This is a genomic window from Burkholderia sp. BCC1998 (assembly GCF_905339875.1).
Classification (GTDB): domain Bacteria; phylum Pseudomonadota; class Gammaproteobacteria; order Burkholderiales; family Burkholderiaceae; genus Burkholderia.
Window position 1 is genome coordinate 96,084 of record NZ_CAJPHE010000022.1, and the last position, 24,523, is coordinate 120,606.

Sequence of the window (24,523 nt, forward strand, 5' to 3'; positions counted from 1 at the left end):
CGGGTATCAGCGATTGACGGAGCGCGGCACGAGGAACACCAGCAGCGCGCCGAGCGTAATCGCGACGGAGATGAAGAGGAGTCCGGCGGTGGACTTGCCGGTCAGGTCGTTCAGCCAGCCGACGATCGCCGGCGAGAAGAAGCCCGCGAGGTTCGCAAAGCAGTTGACCGCGGCGATGCCCGCCGCCGCCGACATCCCGCCGAGCAGCGCCGTGGGCAGCGACCAGAATTGCGACGACGACGCGAGGATGCCGGCGGACGCAATGCTCAGGCACACGATCGATGCGCCGACGCTGCCGAGCATCGGCAACGTCGCGAAGCCCGCCGCCGCGATCAGCATCGGCACCGCGAGATGGAAGCGGCGCTCGCGGCGGCGATCCGCGCTCATGCCGATCAGCGGCAGCGCGACGATCGCGCACGCATACGGAATCGCGGTGAACAGGCCGACCCACAGCGGATCGGCGACGCCGGCCTTGCGAATGATCGTGGGCAGCCAGAACGTGAGGCCGTACTGGCCGAGCACGACGCAGAAGTAGATCGCGGCCATCAGCCATAAGCGGCGGTCGGCGACGAACGCACGAATCGACAGGTGGGCGGTCGTGTGCTCGGCGTCGGCCGACACGTTGCGCGCCAGCAAGGCTTTTTCGGCATCGGTCAGCCATTTCGCGCCGGCAATGCCGTCATCGAGATACAGCAGGATCGCAAAGCCCAGCACGAACGAAGGCAACGCTTCGAGCAGGAACAGCCACTTCCAGCCCGCCATCGACATCGCGCCGTGCAGCGAATGCATGATCGCGCCCGACAGCGGGCCGCCGATAATCCCCGCCAGCGGAATCGCCATGAAGAACAGCGACAGTGCCTTGGCACGACGTGCCGACGGGAACCAGTAGGTGAGGTACAGGATCACGCCCGGCGCGAAGCCCGCTTCGGCGACGCCGAGCAGGAACCGCAGCACGTAGAACGCGGCGGGCGACTTCACGAACACGAAGCTCGCGGAAATCACGGCCCACGTCAGCATGATGCGCGCGAGCCAGCGGCGCGCGCCGACGCGATGCAGGATCAGGTTGCTCGGTACTTCGAACAGAAAGTAGCCGAGAAAGAAAATGCCTGCGCCCATCCCGTACACGGTCTCGCTGAAACGCAGGTCGTTGAGCATCTGCAGTTTCGCGAAGCCGACGTTGACCCGGTCGAGATACGCACCGAGATAGCACAACATCAGGAACGGGATCAGCCGTCGCGCGACCTTCGCATAGGTCGCCGCTTCGAACGTCTGCGCATCGTCCCGTTGCAGCAGCTCGCCCTGAACCGGCGAGGCGGGGTACTTTGCTCTCATCTTTGTCTCCTGCCATGGCCCCGGGTTGTCCCGGGTGCATGATGGTCGGCGCCGCGCGTGTCGCGGCGCCGTTCTCAGTGAATCAGCATCCCGCCGTTGACGTCCAGCGTGATGCCCGTCAGGTAGCTCGACAGGTCGCTCAGCAGGAACAGGCACGCATTGGCGACATCGGCGGCATCGCCGAGGCGGCCGAGCGGAATGCCCTTGACGATCTCCTCGCGCATGTCGGGCGTCAGCTTGTCGCCGGTGATGTCGGTCTGGATCAGGCCCGGCGTGATCGAATTGATGCGGATACGGTCGGCCCCGAATTCGCGCGCCATCGCCTTCGCGAGGCCGAGCACGCCGGCCTTCGCGGCGCTGTAGTGCGGGCCGCCGAAGATGCCGCCGCCGCGCTGCGCGGACACCGACGACATGCACACGATGCTGCCGCCGCGCTGCTCCTTCATCGCCGGCAGCACCGCCTGCGACATGTACAGCGTGCCGCGCAGGTTCACGTCGACGATCGCGTCGAAGTCGCGCCCGGAAATGTCCAGCGTGCGCACCGGCTGCGTGATGCCGGCGTTGTTCACGAGGCCGTCGATACGGCCATAACGCGCCAGCGTCGCGCGGGCCGCGGCCACGCACGCGTCGCGATCGGTCACGTCGCAGGCCAGGCCGAGGTGGTCGGGCCCGAGCTCGGCGGCGGCCGCTTCGGCGTCCTCGCGACGCAAGTCGAGAATCGCCACGCGCGCGCCCTGGGCGGCCAGCGTGCGGGCCGTGGCCTTGCCGATACCGCGCGGCGATGCCGCGCCGGTCACGATGATGGTCCTGTTGTCGAGCAACATCGTTCGTCTCCTGTGTTGATGTGTGTGCAGAGTGTCGGCTCGCCGGACACCCGCATCAACGCGGAAACGCTCAGGCATGGTTGAGAAAATTTCAGATGACGCCGCGCGGGCCGTTCCGGCGTGCTGCAACGCAATATTGCACGCGGCCCGGACGCGCGACGCTCAGTTCGCGCGGCGCTGCGCCGCGACCTCCCGCTCGATCCACGCAAGGAAGCGTTTCACGCGAGGCAGTTCCGCGTTCTGCCGCGGGTAAACGAGATGATGCGCACCGACTTCCACCGCATGCGTCTCGTCGAACACGGGCACCAGCGCGCCTTCGCGAATCTTCACCGACGCGAGCATCAGGCTTTCGAGCGCGATGCCGAGGCCGAGCGCGGCGGTTTCGAGCGACATGTACGACCGGTCGAATGAAAAGTCGAAGGTCTTGCGGGCCGCGAGCGATACGCCGGCCCGGCCGAACCACTGCTTCCACTGCACGAGCGGCGTTTCGGAATAGATCAGCCGATGCGCGAGGAGGTCTTCCGGCGCGTTCACCGGATGCCGTTCGAGGTATTGCGGCGACGCGAGCGGCGCGATGAACTCGCCGCGCATCGTCTTCACCTCGAGGTTGTCCCAGTTGCCGTAGCCGTGGCGGACGTCGATATCGTAGAAGCCGTTCGAGAACGATACGTTTTCGTAAGAACACGCCAGGTTCAGCTGGATATCGCCGTTCGCTTCCTGAAACGACGACAGCCGCGGCAACAGCCACATCAGCCCGAAGCTCGGGCTCGAATGCACGCGCAGGATATCGACCTCGGCGCGGCTCGACGCGCGCTCGGTGGCGCGGCTCAGGTCGGCCAGCGAGCCGGTGACGTCCGCCAGATAGCGCTCGCCGGTCGGCGTGAGGACGAGCCCGCGCCCTGATCGCTGGAACAACGGCTGGCCGATCTGCGATTCGAGGTTGCTGAGCTGGTGACTCACGGCGGACGCGGTCAGGCCCAGTTCTTCCGCGGCACGATTGACGCTTTTGGTCCGGGCGACACTTTCGAACGCGATGATTGCCTTGAGCGGCGGGATGCGCATGTTGGTATCCGTTGGAATGAGCAGATCGCCTGGCAAAGCGATATCGAAACGACACCTGGAACATTGTCCGGGCCAGGCCACTGCAATACGTTACATGCCAATTCTAGAGTGCCCGAGGGCCGCCGCTCGCCGCAACGCGGTCCGACCGGCGGGCGCGCACCGGTTCCCTAGGCGCGCGACGCACGCGTGGCGGGCCTGTCGGGTCAGGTTGCCCTGGCGCCCGGGCACCGCTTCGATCGATCATCGCGTCGGCGCGGCGGGTCGTCACTCCGGTTCAGGAACCGGCAACCCCAGCCGCCAGCTCAGGTTCCTGCGCGCCTGCCTCTCGCAGCGCACGTAGAAGAATTCCGTCAGATAGATGCGCGGACGCACGAGCAGCCCGCGCAGAATGGTCCGCTCATGAAAATCGTAGGCCCGGTCGTCGAGATCGGGACGCTCTGCCCGCAAACGCCGGCCGTCTTCGCGAAACCGGCTGCGGGAAGCGCCGAGCGCGGCCAGGTCGATGTCGCACGCGAAACGGGTATCCGGTTGCGCGGCAATGCCCGAGTGGGTCGTCGCGAGGATCATCGCGCAGACGGGGTCGCACGCGCGGATTCGCCCCCCGGCCTGGTGCCGGAACCAGTCCGCGCTACGCTGCTCGTTGTCCTTCGCGCCGGGCACGAAGATCACGTCATGGAACCAGAGCGCGAGTTCGACGGCGTCCGGCGCGGGAATCGCGTCGCGCGCCAGGTCGAGATGACGCAAGCATCGCCGTACATGCACGAGCGTATGGTAATGGCGCACCGGCTCCGCATAGCATTGCGCGAGCCTGCGATAGACCTCCTCGGCATGGGTCCCGCCGCTGCACGACCACAACGCGACGAACCGCGCCTGCATCCGGTTCACGTTCGCTCCTTGGATGGGGGCGTCCGCGCGGAATCGCCCCATGCCGACATGACTGCGATGCGCTCAGAGAAATTCCCTGCGGATGTCGATGCTCGAGCGCTGCCCGATGTTTCCGTAGTGATGCGCGAGCCACACATCCGCTTCGCGTCGCCCGTGGTCATGCAGTTCGCTCAGGAATCCCCAATCCGCGTTGTACTTGCTCGATACGCTCAGCGCGCACAGCGCATCGTCGGCGCGAATGGAATGAATCAGCATTTCCTTCATCTCGCCGCGTTGTATCGTGCCTTGCTGGATCAGGTCAGTGACGAACGCGATCGCCCGCATCTCGCGCATCAGCGACGAATTGAAACTGATCTCGCTGATCCTGTTGAGGATTTCCGCGGCGGTGATCGGCACGCCGCGACGCACGAGCGGATTGATGTGCACGATCACGACGTCGCGCGTCGCGCAGTTGTAGATGAGCGGATAGATGGCCGGATTCCCCATGTACCCGCCATCCCAGTAGTACTCGCCGTCGATCGAGACCGCCTGGAACAGGGTCGGCACGCATGCCGATGCCAGCACCGCGTCGGCACTGAGGTCCGCTCCGGTGAACAGGCGGATCTTCCCCGTCTCGACGTTGGTCGCGCACACGTACAGCCGGATCGGACAGTGCTTGCGCAGCGCGTCGAAATCGACCTGGCTTTCGAGCACCTCGCGCAGCGGATTCAGGTTGTTCGGATTGAACTGATAGGGTGAAAAGACCCGCAGCATCATGTCGGCGAACGCATACAGCGGCGAATGATCGAGCCCGAAGCTGTGCGTGCCCTTCAGCCAGGGCATCCAGCGCAGCGGGTTGTAGCGCTCCGCCGATTGCGCGACCGCGTGCCAGAAGTCGTGCAGTGCCTGACGCGCGCCGTCTTCGCCGCCCTTGTGCAGCCCGTACGCGAGTACCGCGGCGTTCATCGCGCCGGCGCTGGTTGCACTGACGCCTTCGATGTCGAGCCGGCCGTCTTCGAGCATGCGGTCGAGCACGCCCCAGGTGAAGGCGCCGTGCATTCCGCCGCCCTGCAACGCGAGCGCAATCGGTTTGCGCGGGCCATCGTTGCCGCGTCTTGCGTGCGTGGTTGCCATGCCCGTCTCCTCGGCGCTCCGCGCAGGCGGAGCAGCGGCAGGTCATCGAGCGCACGTCGTCACGCGATCCGTCGCCGTGCGCCGTTGTTCCATTCATCCTGCGCGCGCGTCCAATGCATCCAGCAGCGCTTTCGCGTCGCGCAGGTCGCTTGTATCGAAACCTTCCGTGAAGCAGGCGAGCACCTCGGACAGCGCTCGCCTCGCCTCCACGGTTTTCCCCTGCCGCTGCAACAGCCGCGCAAGGTCCGACGCCGCCCGCAACTCCAGCGCTCGGGCACCCTGGCGGCGCGCGCGCTCGATCGCCCGGTGAAAGCAGCCGGCGGCCTTGTCGTCGCGCGCCGCGACGGCCCCTTCGTCGCACGCCGCGACGGCCCCCTCTTCGCTCGCCGCGACGGCCTCCTGCTCGCTCGCCCCGCCGGCCAGATAGACGCCCGTGAGCCGGTACAGCTCGGCCTCGAAGCAGTGCTCACCGGTTTGCTCGACGAGCGTCGTCGCCTCTTCCAGCAGGTCCAGCGCTGCCCGCCGGTCGCCCGCGCGCCAGTAACTGTCGGCGAGCAGCGCAAGGGAATAGGGCCGCTGGTCTTCGCCGCCGGCGGCCCGCTGCGCGTCGAGGCCCAGCCGCATCTGCGCGATGCCGTCCCGGATGTTGCCTTGCGCGCTCATCGCCCAGCCCCGCAGAAGCGTCCCCCATGCGAGCCAGTACGGCAAGCCGTGCTCGGTCGATACGGCAATGACCGCTTCCGCGCGCTCGGCGGCAAGCGTCGGCTCGCGCCGCAGCTGATGCAGGTGTGCCGTGTAGGTCAGGCTGAACGCCAGGGACGGCCCATAGGAAAGGTGCCGTGCGAGCGCCAGTGCTTCGACGCTGCGCCTGAGCGCCTGGTCGGGATACCCCTGGATCCACAGGGTCAACACCAGGAAACTGAGCGCCCGGATGCCCGGATCGACCCCGTGCGCGAACACGTGGGCCTGATGCTGCTCCGGATCGTAGATCGCGATCGCCTGTTCCAGGTGGGTGCGGGCGGCCGTGAAATCGCCCTGCAGGAAGAAGCACGAACCCAGCGCGCTATGGGCCTCGATGAGAAAGCCGGGGTCGTTCGCATCGCGGGCCGTACCGAGCATCTGCCGGCCCAGGTCGGTCGCGAGCGCATATTCGCCGCGCACCACGTGGTGCATCCGCAATCCCAGCTGCGTCGCGAAGCGTTGCGATACCTCGCCCGTGCGCTCGCACAACTCGAGCGCGCGCGTATAGGTGGCGCCCACCTCCGTCGCGCCATACCCGCGCACATCCATCAGGACCGGCCCGAGGGACAGCAGCAGCGTCAGTTCCCAATGCGCGCGCATCGGTGTGTCCGGCAAGCCCTTCAGCAACGCAAGCGCCGCGCCGAGGTGATTCATCGCATCGTGATGGGCCGCATGGCGCAGCGCCTGCTGCGCCGCACGATGCAGGTATTCGACCGCCTTCGGAATGTTGCCGCTCTGACCGTAGTGATGCGCGAGTTCGCTGCAGTAATCGGCGATGCGCGTCGGGAACAGCACCTCGATCGCCTGCGCGGTTCGCTCGTGCAGCGCGGTGCGCCGCTCCGTGAGCAACGAGCGCCCGGCCACTTCCTGGGTCAGCGCGTGCTTGAACGAATAATTGACCTCGGGAAAGGCGGGCCGTTCGTAGATGAACTCCGCGGCTTCCAGATGGGCGAGCAGGCGACGCAGTTCGTCGTCCCGCGCCGCCACCTCGCCGCAGATGCGCCGGATCAGGCTGAACGGAAACTCGTGGCCGATCACGGCAAGCGCCTGCAGCAGTTCCTTTTCCTCGACGGGAAGCCGATCGATCCGGGCCGCCAGCACGCCCTGCACGGTGGTCGGGATATGCAGCGTCGCCGGCGTCTCCACGATGCGATAGCGCCCGGCCTCGCCGAGCAGCGACTTCTCTTCGACGAGCGTCTGGACCACTTCCTCCATGAAGAACGGATTGCCCTCCGTCTTCTCCAGAATGAGCTGCTTCAGCGGCACGAGCGTGCGATCCTCGCCGAGCAGCGCCGTGAGCAGCCCCTGCGCATCGGACGGGCCGAGCGGCTCGAGCCGGATCCTGCTGCAATGAACCGCGCCGGCCCACGCCGGCCGATACTCGGGCCGGTAGTTCACCAACAGCAGGATGCGTGCGTCCGGCACGTGGTCGATCAGATAACTTAGGAATGCTTCCGTTTCACGGTCCAGCCATTGCAGATCCTCGAACAGCAAATGAACCGGCTGATTCTGGCTCTCGCGCACGAGCAGCTGCCTGATCGCGTCGAAGGTGCGCTCGCGCCGGATCTGCGGGTCCATCTCGACCAGCACCGAGCCGCCCTCGCCGATGCCGAGCAGATAGAGAACGTACGGCACGAGGTCCTCGAAACTGCGCTCCAGCGCGAGCGCCTTGCCGATGACCTTTTCCCGGCAGCGCCGCTCGTCGTCCTGCGGCGTGATCTGGAAATAGTTCTTCAGGAGTTCGATCAACGGCAAATTGGAAAACGCCTTGCCGTGCGATACCGAAAACGTCTCCAGCACCAGCGCGCCGCGCCGTGAACGCTCCTTGAACTCGTGGAACAGACGAGACTTGCCGACGCCGGCCTCGCCGACCACGCCGACCACGCGCCCGTGCCCGGCCCGCATGGTCTCCAGGGCCCGGTTCAGGTGTTCCAGTTCCGTTTCGCGCCCGACGAACCGCGCGAGACCACGGTGCGCCGCCAGCTGCAGGCGCGTGCGCAACGCACCCAGCCCCAGCACTTCGTAGACGCATAGCGGCGCGGGAATGCCCTTGAGTTGCGTGGCCCCGAGCGCCTTGAACTCGAAATAGCCTTCGGCCAGCTTGTGGGTGGATTCGCTGACGAGAATCGACGTGGGCGCCGCGATGCCCTCGATCCGCGACGCGATGTGGATCGTATGCCCGAGCGGGTCGTATTCGGTGTGCAAGTCGTCGGTGCGGATCGAACGGACGACGACCTCGCCCGTATGCACGCCGACGCGAATCTGCAGAGGAATGCCTTCCTGCAGCCGAATGCGGTCGCCGTGCTGGCGCATCGCCTGCTGCATGCGCAATGCGGCGAAGAGCGCGCGCTGCGCGTGGTCCTCGTGGGCGATCGGCGCGCCGAACAGCGCGAGGATGCCGTCGCCGAGCGATTTGGCGACGTACCCTTCGTAGTAGTGGACCGCCTCCATCATCAGCTCGACCACCGGCACGATCAGGCGATGCGCCACTTCGGGATCGAGGTCGTGGATCAGCGCGGTCGACCCGGCCATGTCGGCAAACAGCGCGGTAACGGTCTTGCGCTCGCCGGCAGGCTCGCCGCGCGCTTCCATCGCCGCGTGTTCGGCACGGATGCGCTCGGCCAGATGATCGGGCGTGTAATGAATCGGGGTGGGCGACGGCGCGTGAGCCGACGGTCGGGACAATGGCGCCGCGGCGGCAGGTGTCGCCAGCGGCGCACCGCAATGGCTGCAGAAGCGGGCTGCCGGCGCTGCGTCATGCCCGCACTGCGGGCAGGTGCGGGACAGCACGGCGCCACATTCCTGGCAGAACCCAGCACCGGGAGGATTCTCCGATCCGCAAATTGTGCAGCGCATAAAACCCTCTTCCAGCCAAGGGTCGACCTCGAAACATTATGCGCCACTCGCTGCCGGTATTCAGGTCGGTGAATGCGCGTACGCATGCCGACGGGCGAAGGAACGAACGGTTCGATGGGCGCTCTTCGCGATTGTCACTCGCCGGGTCGAGTCAGCGGCCGCATCATTCGCCGACGCGCAGGACATCCACGCCGATTGCCTCGGCTCGATCCGGGCCGCTCGCCGCGTCCCTACATTTTCCCCGCCAGGTGAAACCGCGACGCCGGATGCCACAGCCTGACCGACGTCGCGACGTGCTCACCGACCCAGGTGCGGCGCTTCAACACCAGGCACGGCTCGCCGATTTCCATCACGAGATGCCGGCGCACCTGCGCATTGGGTTTCTCCGCATAGATCCGGAACTCGGCGCGCTGGATCGGCGCGAGCCGCACCATGTAGTGGTTCGGCGTCTCGATCGTGAAATCCTGCTCCAGGTAGTCGGGAAACAACGCCGGATTGACGTAGCGATCCTCGAACTGGATCGGCTCGTCTTCCTCGAAATGCACGATGCGCGAATGAAACACCGGCCCCGAGCGAAGCCCGAGCGCATCGATCGCGTCCGGGTCGACGCTGCGCTCGATCAGCACGACGCGCGCGCTGTGCCGATGACCGCGTTCCGCAATCTCGTCCGCGATGTTGCGGATCTCCAGGACCGTCGATTCGTAATGCCGGCGCTCGACGAACGTGCCGGCACCCTGGATGCGGGTCAGCACGCGTTCGTTCGTCAGTTCGCGCAGCGCGCGCGACACCGTCATCCGGGCCACGCCGAATTCCTTGACCAGCTCGGCCTCGGTCGGGATCGCGCCGCCGGGTTTCCAGTCGCCCTTCGCGATCCGCTCGACGACGTAGCGCTTGATCTGTTGATAGGCCGGCAGTGCGCGCGCCGGCACGGCCTCGCTCGATACCCTCGCCGGCCGTGCGGAAAGTTGTCGCTCCGTCTCGTTCATGCACCCTCGACCGAATGAATAATGGATGATCCGCCCGTCGTCGCCGGTCGTCGCCGGTCGTCACTGCAATGGCGGCGGCGCCCCCGCGACGATGCCGGCCGCGATCGCGATGTCGTCCGCGAGCGGCCGGTCGTCGCGATACGCCGGTACGCGTTCGCGCACGTGCCGCCACAGCGCGTCGGTCGACGCGGCCCGCCCGGTTTCACTCGCTTGCAAGTCGTATGCCTGCGCGGCGGCGAGCAGCTCGATCGCGAGCACGCGCGTCGCGTTCTCGATGATGTCGAGCGCCTTCAGCGCGGCCGGCGTCGCATGACACAGGTGATCTTCCTGCAGCCCCGACGTAATGCCGCCGTCGAGGCTCGCCGGCGCCGCGAGCCGCTGATTCTGCGCGACCAGCGCGACCGCCGTGTACTGCGCGATCATGAAGCCCGAACACGTGCCGCCCGGCGCCGCGAGAAACGCCGGCAGGCCGCTCACGAGCGGATTGACGAGACGGTCCAGCCGCCGCTCGGCGATTGCCGCCACCTGCGCCATCGCGGCCGCGAGGCTGTCCATCGCCAGCGCGATGCCCGCGCCGACCGCATGCGCCTGCGAATGAACGGCCGGCGCGTCGCGCGTACCGGCGACGATCGGATTGTCGGTGACGGACGCGAGCTCGCGATCGACGACGTCCGCCGTGACCGCGAACACGTCGCGCGCCGCGCCGTGCACGTGCGGAATCGTGCGCAGGCTCAGCGGATCCTGCGTATGCCGCCCGCTCGCCGCGGCGAGCATCGGGCTGTCGGCCAGCATCGTCCGCAAGCGCGCGCCGACATGCCCGATGCCGGGCGAGATCCGCAACGCGAGCGAGGCCGGGTCGAACGCGGCGAGTTGCCCGCCGAGATTCTCGAAGCTCGCCGCCGCGATCCAGTCGGCCCAGTCGAGCAGCCGTTCCGCGCGGGCCAGCGCGAGCGCGGCGAGCCCCGTGACGCACGGCGTGCCGTTGACCAGGCTCAACCCTTCCTTCGCACCGAGCACGAGCGGTTCGCGGCCGATGCGGCGCAGCGCGTCGGCGCCGCCGATGCGTTCGCCGCGGTGGCGCGCATGGCCGTGCCCGATGCAGACGAGCGCGACGTGCGCCATGTGGGTCAGATAGCCGACCGAGCCGTGCGCCGGCACCTCCGGCAGGCAATCGTGCTCGAGCAGCGCGACGAGCTGGTCGACGACGTCGGCATGGACGCCCGAATGCCCGTGCGCGAAATTGTTGATCGCGGCCGCGACGATCGCGCGCGTTTCGGCCGCGCCGAGCGGCATGCCGACGCCCACCGCGTGACTCATCAGGATGTTGCGCGACAGCGTGCTCTGCTGTGCCGGCGACACGATCACGTCGCACAGCGCGCCCACGCCGGTATTGACGCCGTAAGCGCGAATCCCGCGCGCGACGATCTCGTCGACGAGTTCGCGCGCGGCAACGACGCGCGCGCGTGCCTCGTCGGCCAGCGCCAGCGGCTCGCCGGCCGCCACCGTCGCAACCTGTCGCCAGTCGAGCGGCCGAGCCGCACGGAATACGGTCATGGCAGCCTCAGTTGGTGGTGCGGTCGTGGTGGCTCGACACGAATTGCCGGAAGCGCTCGGAGCACTGGCCGCCGAACAGGTCGTCGGGCGTGCCGTCCGAGTCGACTTCGCCCTGATGCAGGAACAGCACGCGATTCGACACGTGCCGCGCGAAGCCCATTTCATGCGTGACGACCAGCATCGTGCGCCCCTCTTCCGCCAGCGAGCGCATCACGCGCAGCACTTCGCCGACCAGCTCCGGATCGAGCGCGGACGTCGGTTCGTCGAACAGCATCACTTTCGGATGCATCGCGAGCGCGCGGGCGATCGCGACGCGCTGCTGCTGGCCGCCCGACAGGTGCGCCGGATAGTAGCCGCGCTTGTCGGCGAGACCGACGCGCGCCAGCAGCGCCTCGGCCTCCTCGACCGCTTCGGCGCGGCTGCGCTTTTGCACGCGCAGCGGCCCCTCGACGAGGTTGTCGAGCACCGTCATGTGGGACCACAGGTTGAAGTTCTGAAAGACCATGCCGAGCTGGGAGCGGATCCGGTCGACCTGGCGCCGGTCGCTCGGATGCAGCTTGCCGTCGCGCGCGCGCTTCATCGCGAGTGTTTCCCCGGCGAGCGCGACGGAGCCGTCGTCGGGTGTCTCGAGCAGGTTCAGGCAGCGCAGGAACGTGCTCTTGCCCGAGCCGCTCGCGCCGAGGATCGAGATGACGTCGCCCTCATGCGCGTCGAGCGAAATGCCCTTCAGCACATGATGGTCGCCGAACGACTTGTGGATGTTCTTGACCGACAGCGCAACGGGAGCAGCGGTGTTCATCGGATTCTCCTGGAAAGGACGGGGACGCTCAGGGCGCGACGCGTTGAGGATTGCGCGTCGCCGCGGCGGGCGCACCGGTGGGCTTCGGCGCACGCAGGTGCCCGGAAAGCCGCCATTCGAGCGCGCCGAGCAGGCGCACGACGATGAAGTTCAGGCCCAGATAGATCACGGCGGCGCAGACGAACACCTCGGTCGTCCGATAGGTCTGCTGGATGATCTGCTGCGCGACGCCCGTCACTTCCCATACCGTGACGAGGCTCGCCAGCGCGGTCGACTTGACGAGCAGTACCGCTTCGGTCGAATACGCGGGCAAGCACTGGCGCAACGCGATCGGGCCGATCACGCGCCGCAGCAGCGCGAAGCCCGACAGGCCGATCGAATAACCGGCCTCGATCTGCCCGACCGGCACGGCCATCAGCCCGCCGCGCAGGATCTCGGCCGTGTAGCCCGCCGTGCACAGCGCGAGCGACAGCACCGCGCAGACGTATGGCTCGCGCAGCAGCGGCCACATGAAGCTTTCGCGGATCACGCCGAACTGGCCGAGCCCGTAATACACGAGGAACATCTGGATCAGCAGCGGCGAGCCGCGAAACACGAGGATGTAAGCACGCGCGAAGCGGTTCGGCAGCCAGCGCGGCGACAGGCGCATCGTGACGATCACGAGCGACAGCAGGCCGCCGAGCACGAGCGAGGCGAAGAACAGGCCGAGCGTGGTCGGTACGGCCGCGAGCAGCTGGCGCAGCGTATCGAAGAGAAAAGCGAAATCGAGGGACATGCACGTTCTCCGTCAGTTGCGCGCGAAATTGCGGCGGAACGACCGGCCGACGATCGCTTCCGCGCGGTTGAACACGCGGTTCGACACGCCCGTCATCAGCAGATACAACGCACCGCCCGCGACGAAGAACACGAAGTACTGGTGGGTCGAGTTGGCGGCGATCTGGCTCGTGCGCAACAGCTCGGCGAGCCCGGTGACCGAGATCAGTGCCGAGTCCTTGAGGCTCAGCTGCCACACGTTGCCGATTCCGGGCAGCGCGAAGCGCAGCACCTGCGGAACCAGGATGCGCCGCAGCACCATGCTGCGCGGCATGCCGATCGCGCGCGCCGCTTCGAGCTCGCCCTTCGACACCGCGAGCACCGCCGCGCGATACACCTCCGCCTGGTAGGCGCCCGAGATCATGCCGACCGCGAGCGCGCCGATCACGAACGGCGGCACGCCGATGAAGCCTTCCGCGCCGAACCACTGGCCGACGGCCGTGACGAGCGTCGAGCCGCCGAAGTAGAACAGATAGATGACGAGCAGTTCGGGCACGCCGCGAAATACCGTCGTGTACAGGTCGCCGAGCAGGCGGGCGCTGCGGTAGCGCGACAGCTTCGCCGCCGCGATCGCCGCGCCGATCACCGCGCCGACCGCGAGCGCGGCGAGCGTCAGCGCGACCGTCATCAGTGCGGCGAGCAGCAGCACACCGCCCCAGCCTTCGGTTCCGAAGCCGAGCATTTCGAGAATCGCCATGCGTGCCTCCCGGCAAGCGTTGAGTGAATCGGCAGGATGCCTGCCGCCGCGCGTCGTTCGAGTCGCTCGCGCGGCGGCGGCGTGCTTACGGCGTGACGTCGGTCTTGAACCACTTGTCGGCCAGCTTCTTCACCGTGCCGTCCGCGAGTGCCGCGCCGATCGCCGTATCGAACTTCGTCTTCAGGTCGGCATCCTGCTTGCGGAACGCGAGCCCTTCGCCCGGCCCCCAGATCGGCCCGCCGAGCTTCGGCCCCGCGAGCACGATCGACGCGGTGTCCTTCTTCGTGTTGTTCGCCGCGTAGTACGTGACGTCGTCGAACGACGCATCGATGCGCCCGGCGACGAGGTCGAGGTCGCGTTCGGGCGAGGTCTTGTACACGCGAATCGACGCGATGTCCTTGAAGCTGTCGTTGATGAATTTCGTATAGACGGTGCCCGACTGGATGCCGATCGTCTTGCCCTTCAGCTGCTTGCGCAGCGCATCGACGGTGGGCTTGTCCGCGTTCGCGTCACCCGTCAGCTTGACCATCGGCGCGCCGGGCGCGGCCTTCGGCAGGATCTTGGTGTCGGTGACGGCGAACGTCGCGGGCGTCGCCGCATACGGACGCGAGAACAGCAGGATCTTTTCGCGCTCCGGCGTGATGGAAATCGCATCCATCAGGATATCGAACTTGCCGGCCTGCAGGCCGGGAATCATCCCGTCCCAGTCCTGCGCGACCATGTTGCACTGCACCTTGATCCGCTCGCACACGTTGGCGAGCAGCTCCGGTTCGAAACCGCCCAGCTTGCCACCCGGCAGCGTGAGGTTCCACGGTGCGTAGCCGCCTTCGAGCGCGACCGTCACCGTCTTCCATTCCTTCGCCTGCGCCGGCGCCGCGAGCGTTGCCGCCGCGGCCGCGATGACACCGATCGTCCTGATTGCCCACTTGATCCGCTTGCCGTTCACGAGATTTCTCCTTGCGTTGAGGTTCGTCATCCCTTCGGTGCTGCAGCAAGCCGCCTCAGGAATTTGTCTATACAAGCATGCAAGAAGAAAAACAGCGCGACAAGCAGCGATCAAAAAAAACCGGGTAAACGCGGGAAATCCCCTAATTTCGGGGCTCTGACGTGCCTCGTCGTGGGGAATTCAGGCACGCGTTTGGTGCATCTCGTACGATCCAATCGCAAGGATGACTAGACAAATTCCGGATTGGATCAGCGGGCGGTAATGCGGGGAACCGGCCCGCGACGGGCGCGGCGCGCTCGGGTGGTCACGCCTCGCAACGACGCTGGCTCGAACGGGAACGAAACTGATTCGGGCGGGCCGGCTGCCGATGAAACGCGAGCGGCCCGTGAGTCAAACGGTTCGGCGTCCTGCCTGAAATCGGCATTCGCGCAGAAAATCGCCCGAAGCCGGTATCGGACGCAAGGTTGACGTTGCCGTCGCGGTCCGGCGACGGCTTGCAATCGCGCTGCTACGAATCCGCGCGGCCGCCGGCGATCTCGATCGACGTCTCCCAGCGAAAGTAGCCGGACACCGCACCGCCACGGTCGAGCACGGCGAAATCGGCCGTGCACGTGGTGGCGCCCGCAGCCAGCACGTCGCTGCGCCAGTAATGGTCCGGCATCGGCCGGCACTGCGGATGGAGCAGGTCGTCGTCGGACGGCACCGGCGTCGCGGCGTCGCGCACCTGCGCTTCGATCGGCGCGACGATGCCGGCGTCCCGCAAGGCGAACCGGATGAACAGCACGCTCACTTCGGCACGCAGCGCCAGCGCCGTTTCGCGCAGGCGGAGCTGGTCGCCCGGCGACAGGCCGGCAAAGAGCCGGCTGTCGTTGCGGCCGAGCGGCCCGGTGTCGCCGGGGCTCACCACGTAGATGTGCCGGCCGTCGATCACGGTCGGCGCATCCGCGTTCCGGCTCGCATCGGGACAGGCCGACAGCAGCGTGACGGCATCGACGATCGCAAGCACGTCGCAACGAAGACCAGGCATGGCGCTTCCTCCGGAACGGGACAATGACGCGGGCGACCGTCGCACGGTCGCCCGCCTGCCGAGATCAGTTGTGGATCGAGATGAACGGGTCCCACTGATAGCAACCCAGCGACTGGCAATTGCGGTCGATGATCTGGAAGTAGAAGTGGTAGGTGACGCGGCCTTCCGACAGCGTTTCCGACGACCAGTAGTAGTTGTCCACCTTCTGGCAGGTCGGCGTCGACGGCGAGCTCGGGTTCGGAATCGGGATCGATGCGGTGGCCTTGCGCGGCGTCGGCGTCGAAATCAGGTCGCGGCCCTGGTTGGCGATGAAGCCGTAGAACACGACCTGCTTCTCGAAGCCCAGCGACAGGCTCGTTTCACGCCATCGGATCAGGTCGCCCACCTGGGCTTTCAGGTCGAGTTCGCCGCCCGCCTGCCCGGACACGACGTTGTCCTGGTTCGTGACCATGTAGACGTGCTTCCAGTCGATCAGCGTCGGGTTTTTCGGATCCCGGCTGGGATTCGGATATTTCTGGAGAATGGTTTCGGTATCGATCGAGACGAGCACATCGGTAACGCGTGACATAGAAGCTCCCGTTCAGGTAGATGGGTTGCCGGTGCGTGGACACCGTTCCATGCGACCTTCGATCACCGATCGGGTGATCGATTCGCACGAAACCTTGAAAACATCAATTTGTCCCGCGACTCGAATTTACATCGAGCGGTTAATCCAATGAACCTGTAAATACTGACAGTTCTCGATTATTTTTTATAAGGACGTCAATTTGCGAAAACAATATTCCGGATTGAACCGATATTTCACATGATTTTCAATACTGCAAAATCGGCGCATCCGGGGCGAAGCCTTCGCCGGATACGCGGGAGCGCGGTTCAAATGCAGCAAGCACGCGTCAGGCGGGGCGCAGACCCAACAAGGAGTATTTCAGCGCTTCAATAATATTTTTATTAACGCCGCCATTTTCCGGGACGAACGCGCGACCTTGATGCGCATATATGTGAATTGAATCTCGCATTTCACGCAAAAACAGAAACAAAAAGACTTGCGCGAATCGCGCCCAACTTCGCCATTGCCGAACCACACGTGTAACGGCATTATTTCATCTCGCATTCCGCCGCGAGAGATCAAGAGAAAATCCGTAGCAAAACGACTGACGACAAATGTTCGCACTCGTGCGTGGTCGGGATCCCGTCATGCAGTCGCACGGATCACGCCCGGTACGAGATCCCGGGCGCGCACGCGCGCCCGGCTCCCCCGCTACTCGACATTGTCCGCGACGTCCGTCATCCGGATCATGTGCGGCCTGACGCCTTCGTCGTCCGCGGCCACCGCTTCCTTCGGATGGATCAGCGCTTCGAGCCGCGCCTTCGTTGCAATGAACTCGGGCGTATTGACCTGTGCATAATCGCGCGGCCGCGGCACCGGCACCTCGATCAGCTCCTGCACGCCGCCCGGGTTCGCCTTCAGCACCAGAATCCGGTCCGCCAGGAAGATCGCCTCGTCGAGGTCGTGCGTGATGAACAGGATCGTCACGTCGATATTGCGCCAGATGTCGAGCAGGTGGGTCTGCATCCGCGCACGCGTCTGCGCGTCGAGCGCGCCGAACGGCTCGTCCATCAGCAGGATCCGCGGTCGGTTCGCGAGCGCGCGGGCAATCGCCACGCGCTGCTTCATCCCGCCCGACAACTGGTGCGGATACACGTCGGCGAAACGCGTCAGCCCGACGAGATCGAGCCACTGCAGCGCCTCGCGCTCGGCCTCGCCGCTGCTGCTGCCGTTCATGCGCAGGCCGAACATCACGTTCTTCTTCACGGTGAGCCACGGAAACAGCGTATAGCCCTGGAACACCATCCCGCGGTCGGCGCCCGGCCCCTGCACGGGCTTGCCGTCCAGCAGCACCTCGCCGCTCGTCTGCGCGTCGAGCCCGGCCAGGATGCGGATCAACGTCGACTTGCCGCAGCCGGACGGGCCGATCACGCACACGAACTCGCGCCGGTGCGTACGGAAGCTGATGTCGTCGAGCGCGACGCACTCGCCCTGCGGCGTCGCGAAACGCTTGCCGACATGGCGCACGTCGAGAATCACGTCGCGGGTTTTCAGCCGCGCGAAGCGCTCGCGCACCGCGTCGGATTGAATCAGGTAATCGGGAACGGCTTGCGGATTCTGCATGATGCCCTCTGCGAAAATCGGTCGATGGATGCGCGTCGACGGGTGTCACGCCTTCAGCGTGCGATCCCACGGAAACAGCTTGCGGCCGAGCAGCCCGAGCACGATGTCGGTGCCGAGGCCGATGATCCCGATCATCAGGATCGCCGCGTATACGTTGTCGAAATGCTGGTAGCGGGCCTGCTGGCTGATGTACCACGTGATGCCCGAACTCGTGCCGACGAGTTCGGCGACGATCAGGTAGGTCCACGCCCAGCCGAGCAGGATCCGCTGGTCGCGATACAGGTCCGGCAGCACGCCCGGAATCACGACGTGCGTGAGCAGCTTCAGCTTCTTCGTGCCGAGCGTCATCGCGGCCTCGAACAACCCGTATTCGAGCTTGCGCGTCGTGTTCGCGACGATCAGCACCTGCTGGAACAGCGTGCCGATCACGATGATCGCGATCTTCGGCGCGTCGTAGATGCCGAGAATCGCGACCATCAGCGCGCCGAACGCCGGCGCCGGCAGGTAGCGGAAGAACTCGAGGAACGGCTCCTGCAGCCGCGCGAGCGCACTGAAGGTGCCGCAGACGATGCCGAGCGGCACGCCGATCGCGGACGAGATCACGAAGCCCCAGAAGATGATCCGGATGCTGTGCCACAGGCTCTCGTGCAGCCACACGCCGTCGCGCGATGCGGGCGGTGTCGTGAACGCCGTGTAGAACGCGCGCAGCACCTGATGCGGCGCGGGCAGGTAGACCGGGTTCGCGCGCACGCCTTCGGGCACGGCCGCGTGCGTCGCACGCGCATGCGCGAGCTCGTCGTCGAACACGTCGCGATCGATCTGCATGCCGGCCTGGAAATAGTCGACGCTCCCGGGATTCGTGATGCGCATCTGCGGATGCCAGACGAACGGCACATAGCTGATCAGGCACCAGACGGCGCACGGCAGCAGGAACGACGCGAGGCCGAGCGTCCATTTGCCGCGCGTCGTCAGTTCGCGGCGCACGGCCAGCCAGCCGGTCGTGTTGCGGGTCATTGACATGGGAATCTCCGTATCGTTGCGGGTGCCGGTCGCGCGCCGCCCAAGGGCCACGCGCGACCGGGCGTTCATTGCAATGCGCCGTTGGCGGCCTGGGCGCGGTAGGCCCGCCAGCCGCCGAAGCGCGTGATGTCCTGCGCATCGTCGAGCGCCGCGCTTTCGCACAGGAAACCCTGCACCCACGAGCCGTCCGCGAGCGTCAGCGTGCCGATGCCGAGCGGCGCCGCAATCCCGGCGACGAAGCTGCCGTACGCGTCGACCGGCATCTCCCAGATCTCGACCGCGATCGGCGCGCCACCGTCCGGCACGCGCACGAGGCCCGGCTTGGCGAGGCCGCCGCTGGCCGCCGCGGACAGCGCGTAGAGGCGATAGGCGGCGGCCGTCGTCGTCGCGGCGACGAAACGCGCGCCCCGATCCGTCAGCTGCCCGTTCAGCGGCTCGCCACGCAGATGCGCACCGACGACGGCCACGCGCACGACACCGGACGACGCGTTGAACGACACGTTGAACGACGCGTTGGACGACACACCGGACGACACGCCGGACGACACATCGGACGACACACCGGACGACGCGCCAGACGATGCGCCAAACGACACACCGGACGATGCGCCGGACGCAGGCGCCGCCGGCGCTGGCGCCCCGGCATCGCCGACAACCGCATCGCCGACGCCCGCATCGCCGCCCGCGACGGCGCCGCCGACCCACGCCTGCGCGAGATCCAGCAGCCGCGCATCGTCGTGCGCGCGGCCGACGAACGTGATCCCGAACGGCAAGCCCGCATGCCGTCCGCTTTCGCACGTGCCGGCCGGCACCGCGATCGCCGACAGGTCGAGCAGGTTGACGAAATTCGTGTAGTAGCCGAAGCGCGAGTTGACGCCGATCGGGTCGGCTTCGAGCGCGTCGACGGTCGCGGTCGTCGCCGAGGTCGGCATCACGATTGCATCGAGCCCGCCCCACGCGCGATCGGCCTCGACGCGCAGCGTCGCGAGCCGGTCGAATGCCGCGAACGCATCGGCCGCGCTGAAACGCGACGCACCGCCGACGATCTCGCGGATCACCGGATGCAGCGCATCGGGTTCCCGCGCGGCGAATGCGCCGATCGCGGCGAGCCGCTCGGCCACCCACGGGCCTTCGTACAGCAGCCGCGCGGCGGCCAGGAACGGGCCGAAGTCGATCTCGACGACCCGCGCGCCGGTCGCGCACAGGCGTTCGAGCGCCACGCCCCACGCCGCGCGATACGATTCGTCGCCGAAGAACTCGAGCTGATCGGCACGCGGCACGCCGAAGCGCAACTGCGCGAGCGGCCGCCCCGGATGCGCGCGCAGTCCGCTAGCGCCCGGCAGCGGCTGCCACGCGCGCCCGTACGGATCGCCTTCGGTCACGCCATGCGCGACGTCGAACACGGTCCGCGCATCGGCCGGCGAGTGCGCGAACACCGACACGCAATCGAGCGAGCGGCAGGCCGGCACGACACCGAGCGTACTCACCACGCCGCGGGTCGGCTTGAGCCCGACGAGGCCGTGGAACGCGGCCGGCACGCGCCCGGAGCCGGCCGTGTCGGTGCCGAGCGAGAAGGTCGCGACGCCGAGTGCGACCGCCACCGCCGACCCGGAACTCGACCCGCCCGACGCATAGCGCGGATCGAGCGCATTGCGGCACGCGCCGTAAGGCGAGCGCTGCCCCGAGAGCCCGGTCGCGAACTGGTCGAGATTGGTCTTGCCGACGGGAATCGCGCCGGCCGCGATCAGCCGCTCGACGACGGGCGCGCTGCGTGCGGGCGTGTACGCATAAGCCGGACAGGCCGCCGTCGTCGGGATGCCCGCGAGGTCGATGTTGTCCTTGATCGCGAACGGCACGCCGTACAGCGGCAGCGTCGCGATGTCGCGCCCGGCGAGCGCGTCGGCATACCGCGTCATCTCCGCGCGAGACAGCGGCCGGATCCACGCGTGATGCGGGTCGCCCGCGTCCAAATGCGCGGCGATCGCGTCGACGAGCGCATGCGGCGTCAGGTCGCCCGCTTCATAGCGCGCGCGCAGCGCGGCAATCGAGCGCAGCCCGGGCAGGAGGGAGCGTTCCGTCGTGTTCATGCGACCTCCTCGGCAGCGCCCGCCTTCATCACCATCAACCGCTGGCCGGCCACCACCGCCGCGCCCGGCGCGCAATCGATCGTCTCGATCGTGCCGTCTTCCGTTGCCGTCACAGCCACCTCCATCTTCATCGACTCGACGATCGCGACGACCTGTCCTTCGGACACGCGCTCGCCGGCTTCGACCAGCACCTTCCACACGCTGCCCGACACGTCCGCGGCAATCGCCCGCTGCGTGTCGTCGAGCACGCCCGCCGCGCGCGCCGCCTGCCCGTCGCCCGGCTCCGCTTCGCCGACGTATTCAGCCTGCCCGGCCGCGCGCCATCGCTCGCGCTCGGCTTCGAACGCGGTTTGCTGCGCGGCCTTGAACGTCGCGATCGAATCGGCCTCGTCGCGCAGGAAGCGGTTGTATGCGCCCAGATCGAACACGGATTCCTCGATCCTCAGCGCCGCGCGGCCCGCGATGAAATCCGCGCGCAGTGCGGTCAGCTCGGCTTCGCTGACTTCGTAGAAGCGGATCTCGTCGAAGAAGCGCAGCAGCCACGGCTTGCCGGCCTCGAATTCGCGCGTGGTGCGGTGGCGGTTCCACATCTGCACGGTCCGGCCGACGAACTGGTAGCCGCCGGGCCCTTCCATCCCGTACACGCACAGATACGCGCCGCCGATGCCGACCGCGTTCTCCGGCGTCCAGGTGCGCGCGGGGTTGTACTTCGTGGTCACCAGCCGGTGCCGCGGATCGATCGGCGTCGCGACCGGCGCGCCGAGATAGACGTCGCCGAGCCCCATCACCAGATAGCGCGCGTCGAACACGATGCGCTTGACGTCGTCGATGCTCGCCAGCCCGTTGATGCGCCGGATGAACTCGATATTGCTCGGGCACCACGGCGCATCGGGCCGCACCGACTGCATGTAGCGCTCGATCGCGATGCGCGTCGACGGGTCGTCCCACGACAGCGGCAGATGCACGATGCGGTTCGGCACGCGCATGTCGGCCACGTCGGGCAGTTCGCGCTCGGCTGCCTGCAGATGCGCGAGCAGCGTGGCGAGCGGCAGCGTCCGCGCGTCGAACTGCACCTGCAGCGAACGAATCCCCGGCGTCAGGTCGAGCATGCCGGGCAGTCGGTGCGCGTCGAGCCAGCACATCAGCGCATGCACGCGAAAGCGCAGGTTCAGGTCGAGCACGAGCGGCCCGTATTCGACCAGCACGTTGCGATCGCCGGAGCGCCGGTACACCACGCCGATGCCGCCGCCGGCCGCCGGATCGCGATGCAGCACGCAATCGTCCGGCGCGCCGGCGCAAGCCGCAGGCACGACCGCGGCGGCGGCAGGCCCGGGCGACACGCGGGCGCGCACGAACTGCACGGTGTCGCCCGGGCGCAACTGCCCGAGCTTCCACAACTCGTCGCGCACGACCGTCACCGGGCACACGAAGCCGCCCAGGCTCGGGCCGTCGGGGCCCAGGATCACCGGCATGTCGCCGGTGAAATCGACCGCACCGATCGCATACGCGTTGTCGTGGATGTTCGACGGATGCAGGCCCGCCTCGCCGCCGTCCACCCGCGCCCATTGCGGCTTCGGGCCGATCAGCCGCACGCCGGTGCGGCTGGAGTTGTAGTGGACCGTCCACTGCGTGCCGTAGAGCATCGCGATGTCGTCGGGCGTGAAGAAGTCCGGCGCGCCGTGCGGACCGTCGAGCACGCCGAGCGTCCATGCGTGCGTCAGCGCGGGAACCTCGGTCGCGGCCAGCGTCGCGCCCGCGTCGCCGCGCCCCGCGTCCGCGTGCAGATGCAGCACGTCGCCCTTGCGCAGCGCGCGCCCCGCGTGACCGCCGAACTGGCCGAGCGTGAAGGTCGCCTTGCTGCCGAGATAGTCGGGCACCTGCAGCCCGCCCTTCACGGCCAGGCACGCGCGCACGCCCGCGCCGGTCACGCCGCCGAGCTTGAGCACCGCGCCGGGCCGCGCGCGCAGCACCTGCCAGAACGACGCGGGCTCACCGTCGAGCGTGGCCGCGAGCGGCGCGCCGCCGAGCACGAACAGCGTCGCCGTGTTGAAGCGCAGCGTCGCGCCGACCATCGTGAATTCCAGCCCGGCCGCGTCGCGCGCGTTGCCGAGCAGCGCGTTCGCGAGGTCGAACGCGCGATCGTCCATCGGCCCGGACGGCGGCACGCCGACGCTCCAGTAGCCGACCCGCCCGGGGGCCTGCTGCACGGTGGTCTGCACGCCGCCGTCGAGCACGTCGATCGTGTGCGGCGCGAACGCGAAGCGCGACAGGAATGCTGTCGTCGGCGCGCCGCGCGCGAACGTGTCCGAGCCGGCGATCGCGCGCAGGTAGTCGAGGTTCGTCTCGATCCCGTACAGCTCGGTACGCGCGAGCGCGGCCTGCAATGCGGCCAGCGCGTCGCGCCGCGTATCGCCGCGCACGATCAGTTTCGCGAGCAGCGGGTCGTAATGCGCGCTGATCTCGGTGCCCGCCTCGATCCAGCCGTCGACGCGCACGTCGTCCGGAAACGCGACGTGCGTGAGCAGGCCGGCGCTCGGCAGGAACTGCTTGTGCGGATCCTCCGCATACAGCCGCACCTGGATGCTCGCGCCGCGCGGCGCGACGGCGAGCGTGTCGAGCGGCGGCAGGTCGCCTTCGGCCTGCAGGATCATCCATTCCACGAGATCGACGCCCGTCACCGCTTCGGTCACGCAATGCTCGACCTGCAGGCGCGTATTCACCTCGAGGAAATAGAACTGGCGCGCGTTCGCGTCGAACACGAATTCGACGGTGCCGGCCGATGCGTAGCCGACCGCGCGGGCGAGCCGCACCGCGCTCGCGTGCAGCGCGTCGCGCTCGGCATCGGTCAGGTCCGGCGCGGGCGTTTCCTCGATCACCTTCTGGTTGCGGCGCTGCACCGAGCAATCGCGTTCGCCGAGCGCGATCGCGCCGCCCCGGCCGTCACCGAAGATCTGCACTTCGATGTGCCGCGCGTGTTCGACGAACTTCTCGAGATAGACGCCCGCATGCGCGAAGTTCGCGTTGCCGAGCCGCACGACGGATTCGAACGCTGCCTCGAGCTGCGCGGCATCGCGGCAGAGCGACATGCCGATCCCGCCGCCGCCCGCGGTGCTTTTCAGCATCACCGGATAGCCGATCGCGCCGGCTTCGGCGAGCGCCGTCGCCACGTCGTCGAGCAGGCCCGTGCCCGGCAACAGCGCGACGCCCTGTGCGGCGGCGAGCGCGCGCGCGGTGTGCTTGAGGCCGAACGCGCGCATGTGATCGCCGAGCGGGCCGATGAAGCGCAGGCCCGCCGCTTCGCATGCATCGGCGAAGCCCGCATGCTCGGACAGGAAGCCGTAGCCGGGATGCACGGCCTGCGCGCCGGTCTCGCGCGCGGCGGCGAGGATCGCCGCGACGTTCAGGTAGCTGTCGGCCGCAGGCGCCGGCCCGACCCGCACAGCTTCGTCGGCGAGCGCCACGTGACGCGCGTCGCGATCGGCGTCCGAATAGATCGCGACCGACGCGATGCCGAGCCGCTTCAGCGTGCGGATCACGCGGCATGCGATTTCGCCGCGGTTCGCGACGAGGACTTTGGCGAATCTCATGCGGCCTCCCGCGAACGATGGCGA

General features: G+C 67.5%; 18 protein-coding genes. All 18 read right to left on the bottom strand.

Going from position 1 to position 24,523, the window contains the following annotated elements; translation table 11 throughout:
• Positions 1-6: 6 nt before the first annotated feature.
• Positions 7-1,332 (bottom strand): MFS transporter, encoded by a 1,326-nt coding sequence (locus U5A56_RS29770; protein WP_321926008.1) that lies wholly within the window; start codon positions 1,330-1,332, stop codon positions 7-9.
• A 74-nt stretch (positions 1,333-1,406) separates the two neighbouring features.
• Positions 1,407-2,156: an SDR family NAD(P)-dependent oxidoreductase gene (locus tag U5A56_RS29775; protein WP_124488566.1), complete on the bottom strand. Its 750-nt coding sequence runs from the start codon at positions 2,154-2,156 to the stop codon at positions 1,407-1,409.
• 162 nt (positions 2,157-2,318) lie between these two features.
• Positions 2,319-3,218, bottom strand: a complete 900-nt coding sequence (locus U5A56_RS29780; RefSeq protein WP_044845498.1) for a LysR substrate-binding domain-containing protein — start codon at positions 3,216-3,218, stop codon at positions 2,319-2,321.
• A gap of 264 nt (positions 3,219-3,482) precedes the next feature.
• Entirely contained in the window at positions 3,483-4,094 is a 612-nt protein-coding gene (locus U5A56_RS29785; protein WP_415749239.1) for a hypothetical protein, read from the bottom strand.
• Positions 4,095-4,166: 72 nt separating this feature from the next.
• Positions 4,167-5,216, bottom strand: coding sequence for a patatin-like phospholipase family protein (locus U5A56_RS29790; protein ID WP_321926010.1), 1,050 nt, complete (start codon positions 5,214-5,216; stop codon positions 4,167-4,169).
• A gap of 93 nt (positions 5,217-5,309) precedes the next feature.
• A complete protein-coding gene (locus tag U5A56_RS29795; RefSeq protein WP_321926012.1) occupies positions 5,310-8,813 on the bottom strand; it encodes an adenylate/guanylate cyclase domain-containing protein in 3,504 nt (1,167 codons plus the stop codon).
• A 230-nt stretch (positions 8,814-9,043) separates the two neighbouring features.
• The gene (hutC, locus tag U5A56_RS29800) at positions 9,044-9,799 is read right to left on the bottom strand and encodes a histidine utilization repressor (protein WP_321926013.1); all 756 of its coding nucleotides are present in this window, start codon (positions 9,797-9,799) and stop codon (positions 9,044-9,046) included.
• A 60-nt stretch (positions 9,800-9,859) separates the two neighbouring features.
• Positions 9,860-11,353 carry a histidine ammonia-lyase gene (locus U5A56_RS29805; RefSeq protein WP_321926015.1) on the bottom strand — a complete coding sequence of 498 codons (1,494 nt, stop codon included), beginning with the start codon at positions 11,351-11,353 and terminating at the stop codon, positions 9,860-9,862.
• Positions 11,354-11,360: 7 nt separating this feature from the next.
• Complete coding sequence (locus tag U5A56_RS29810) at positions 11,361-12,152, bottom strand: ABC transporter ATP-binding protein (RefSeq protein WP_044845493.1); 792 nt, start codon at positions 12,150-12,152, stop codon at positions 11,361-11,363.
• A 28-nt stretch (positions 12,153-12,180) separates the two neighbouring features.
• Positions 12,181-12,927, bottom strand: coding sequence for an ABC transporter permease subunit (locus tag U5A56_RS29815; protein ID WP_321926017.1), 747 nt, complete (start codon positions 12,925-12,927; stop codon positions 12,181-12,183).
• Between the two features lie 12 nt (positions 12,928-12,939).
• Entirely contained in the window at positions 12,940-13,662 is a 723-nt protein-coding gene (locus tag U5A56_RS29820; protein ID WP_044845491.1) for an ABC transporter permease, read from the bottom strand.
• 85 nt (positions 13,663-13,747) lie between these two features.
• Positions 13,748-14,608, bottom strand: coding sequence for a transporter substrate-binding domain-containing protein (locus U5A56_RS29825; protein ID WP_044845555.1), 861 nt, complete (start codon positions 14,606-14,608; stop codon positions 13,748-13,750).
• Between the two features lie 508 nt (positions 14,609-15,116).
• Positions 15,117-15,635, bottom strand: a complete 519-nt coding sequence (locus tag U5A56_RS29830; RefSeq protein WP_124489573.1) for an AidA/PixA family protein — start codon at positions 15,633-15,635, stop codon at positions 15,117-15,119.
• 64 nt (positions 15,636-15,699) lie between these two features.
• A complete protein-coding gene (locus U5A56_RS29835; protein ID WP_124489572.1) occupies positions 15,700-16,203 on the bottom strand; it encodes an inclusion body family protein in 504 nt (167 codons plus the stop codon).
• Between the two features lie 690 nt (positions 16,204-16,893).
• Complete coding sequence (locus tag U5A56_RS29840) at positions 16,894-17,805, bottom strand: ABC transporter ATP-binding protein (RefSeq protein ID WP_321926021.1); 912 nt, start codon at positions 17,803-17,805, stop codon at positions 16,894-16,896.
• Between the two features lie 45 nt (positions 17,806-17,850).
• The gene (locus tag U5A56_RS29845; protein WP_124646497.1) at positions 17,851-18,825 is read right to left on the bottom strand and encodes an ABC transporter permease; all 975 of its coding nucleotides are present in this window, start codon (positions 18,823-18,825) and stop codon (positions 17,851-17,853) included.
• A gap of 65 nt (positions 18,826-18,890) precedes the next feature.
• Positions 18,891-20,912, bottom strand: coding sequence for an allophanate hydrolase (gene atzF / locus U5A56_RS29850; protein ID WP_321926022.1), 2,022 nt, complete (start codon positions 20,910-20,912; stop codon positions 18,891-18,893).
• Entirely contained in the window at positions 20,909-24,499 is a 3,591-nt protein-coding gene (uca, locus tag U5A56_RS29855) for an urea carboxylase (protein ID WP_321926024.1), read from the bottom strand. Before uca ends, atzF begins: the two co-directional genes overlap by 4 nt.
• Positions 24,500-24,523: the final 24 nt, after the last annotated feature.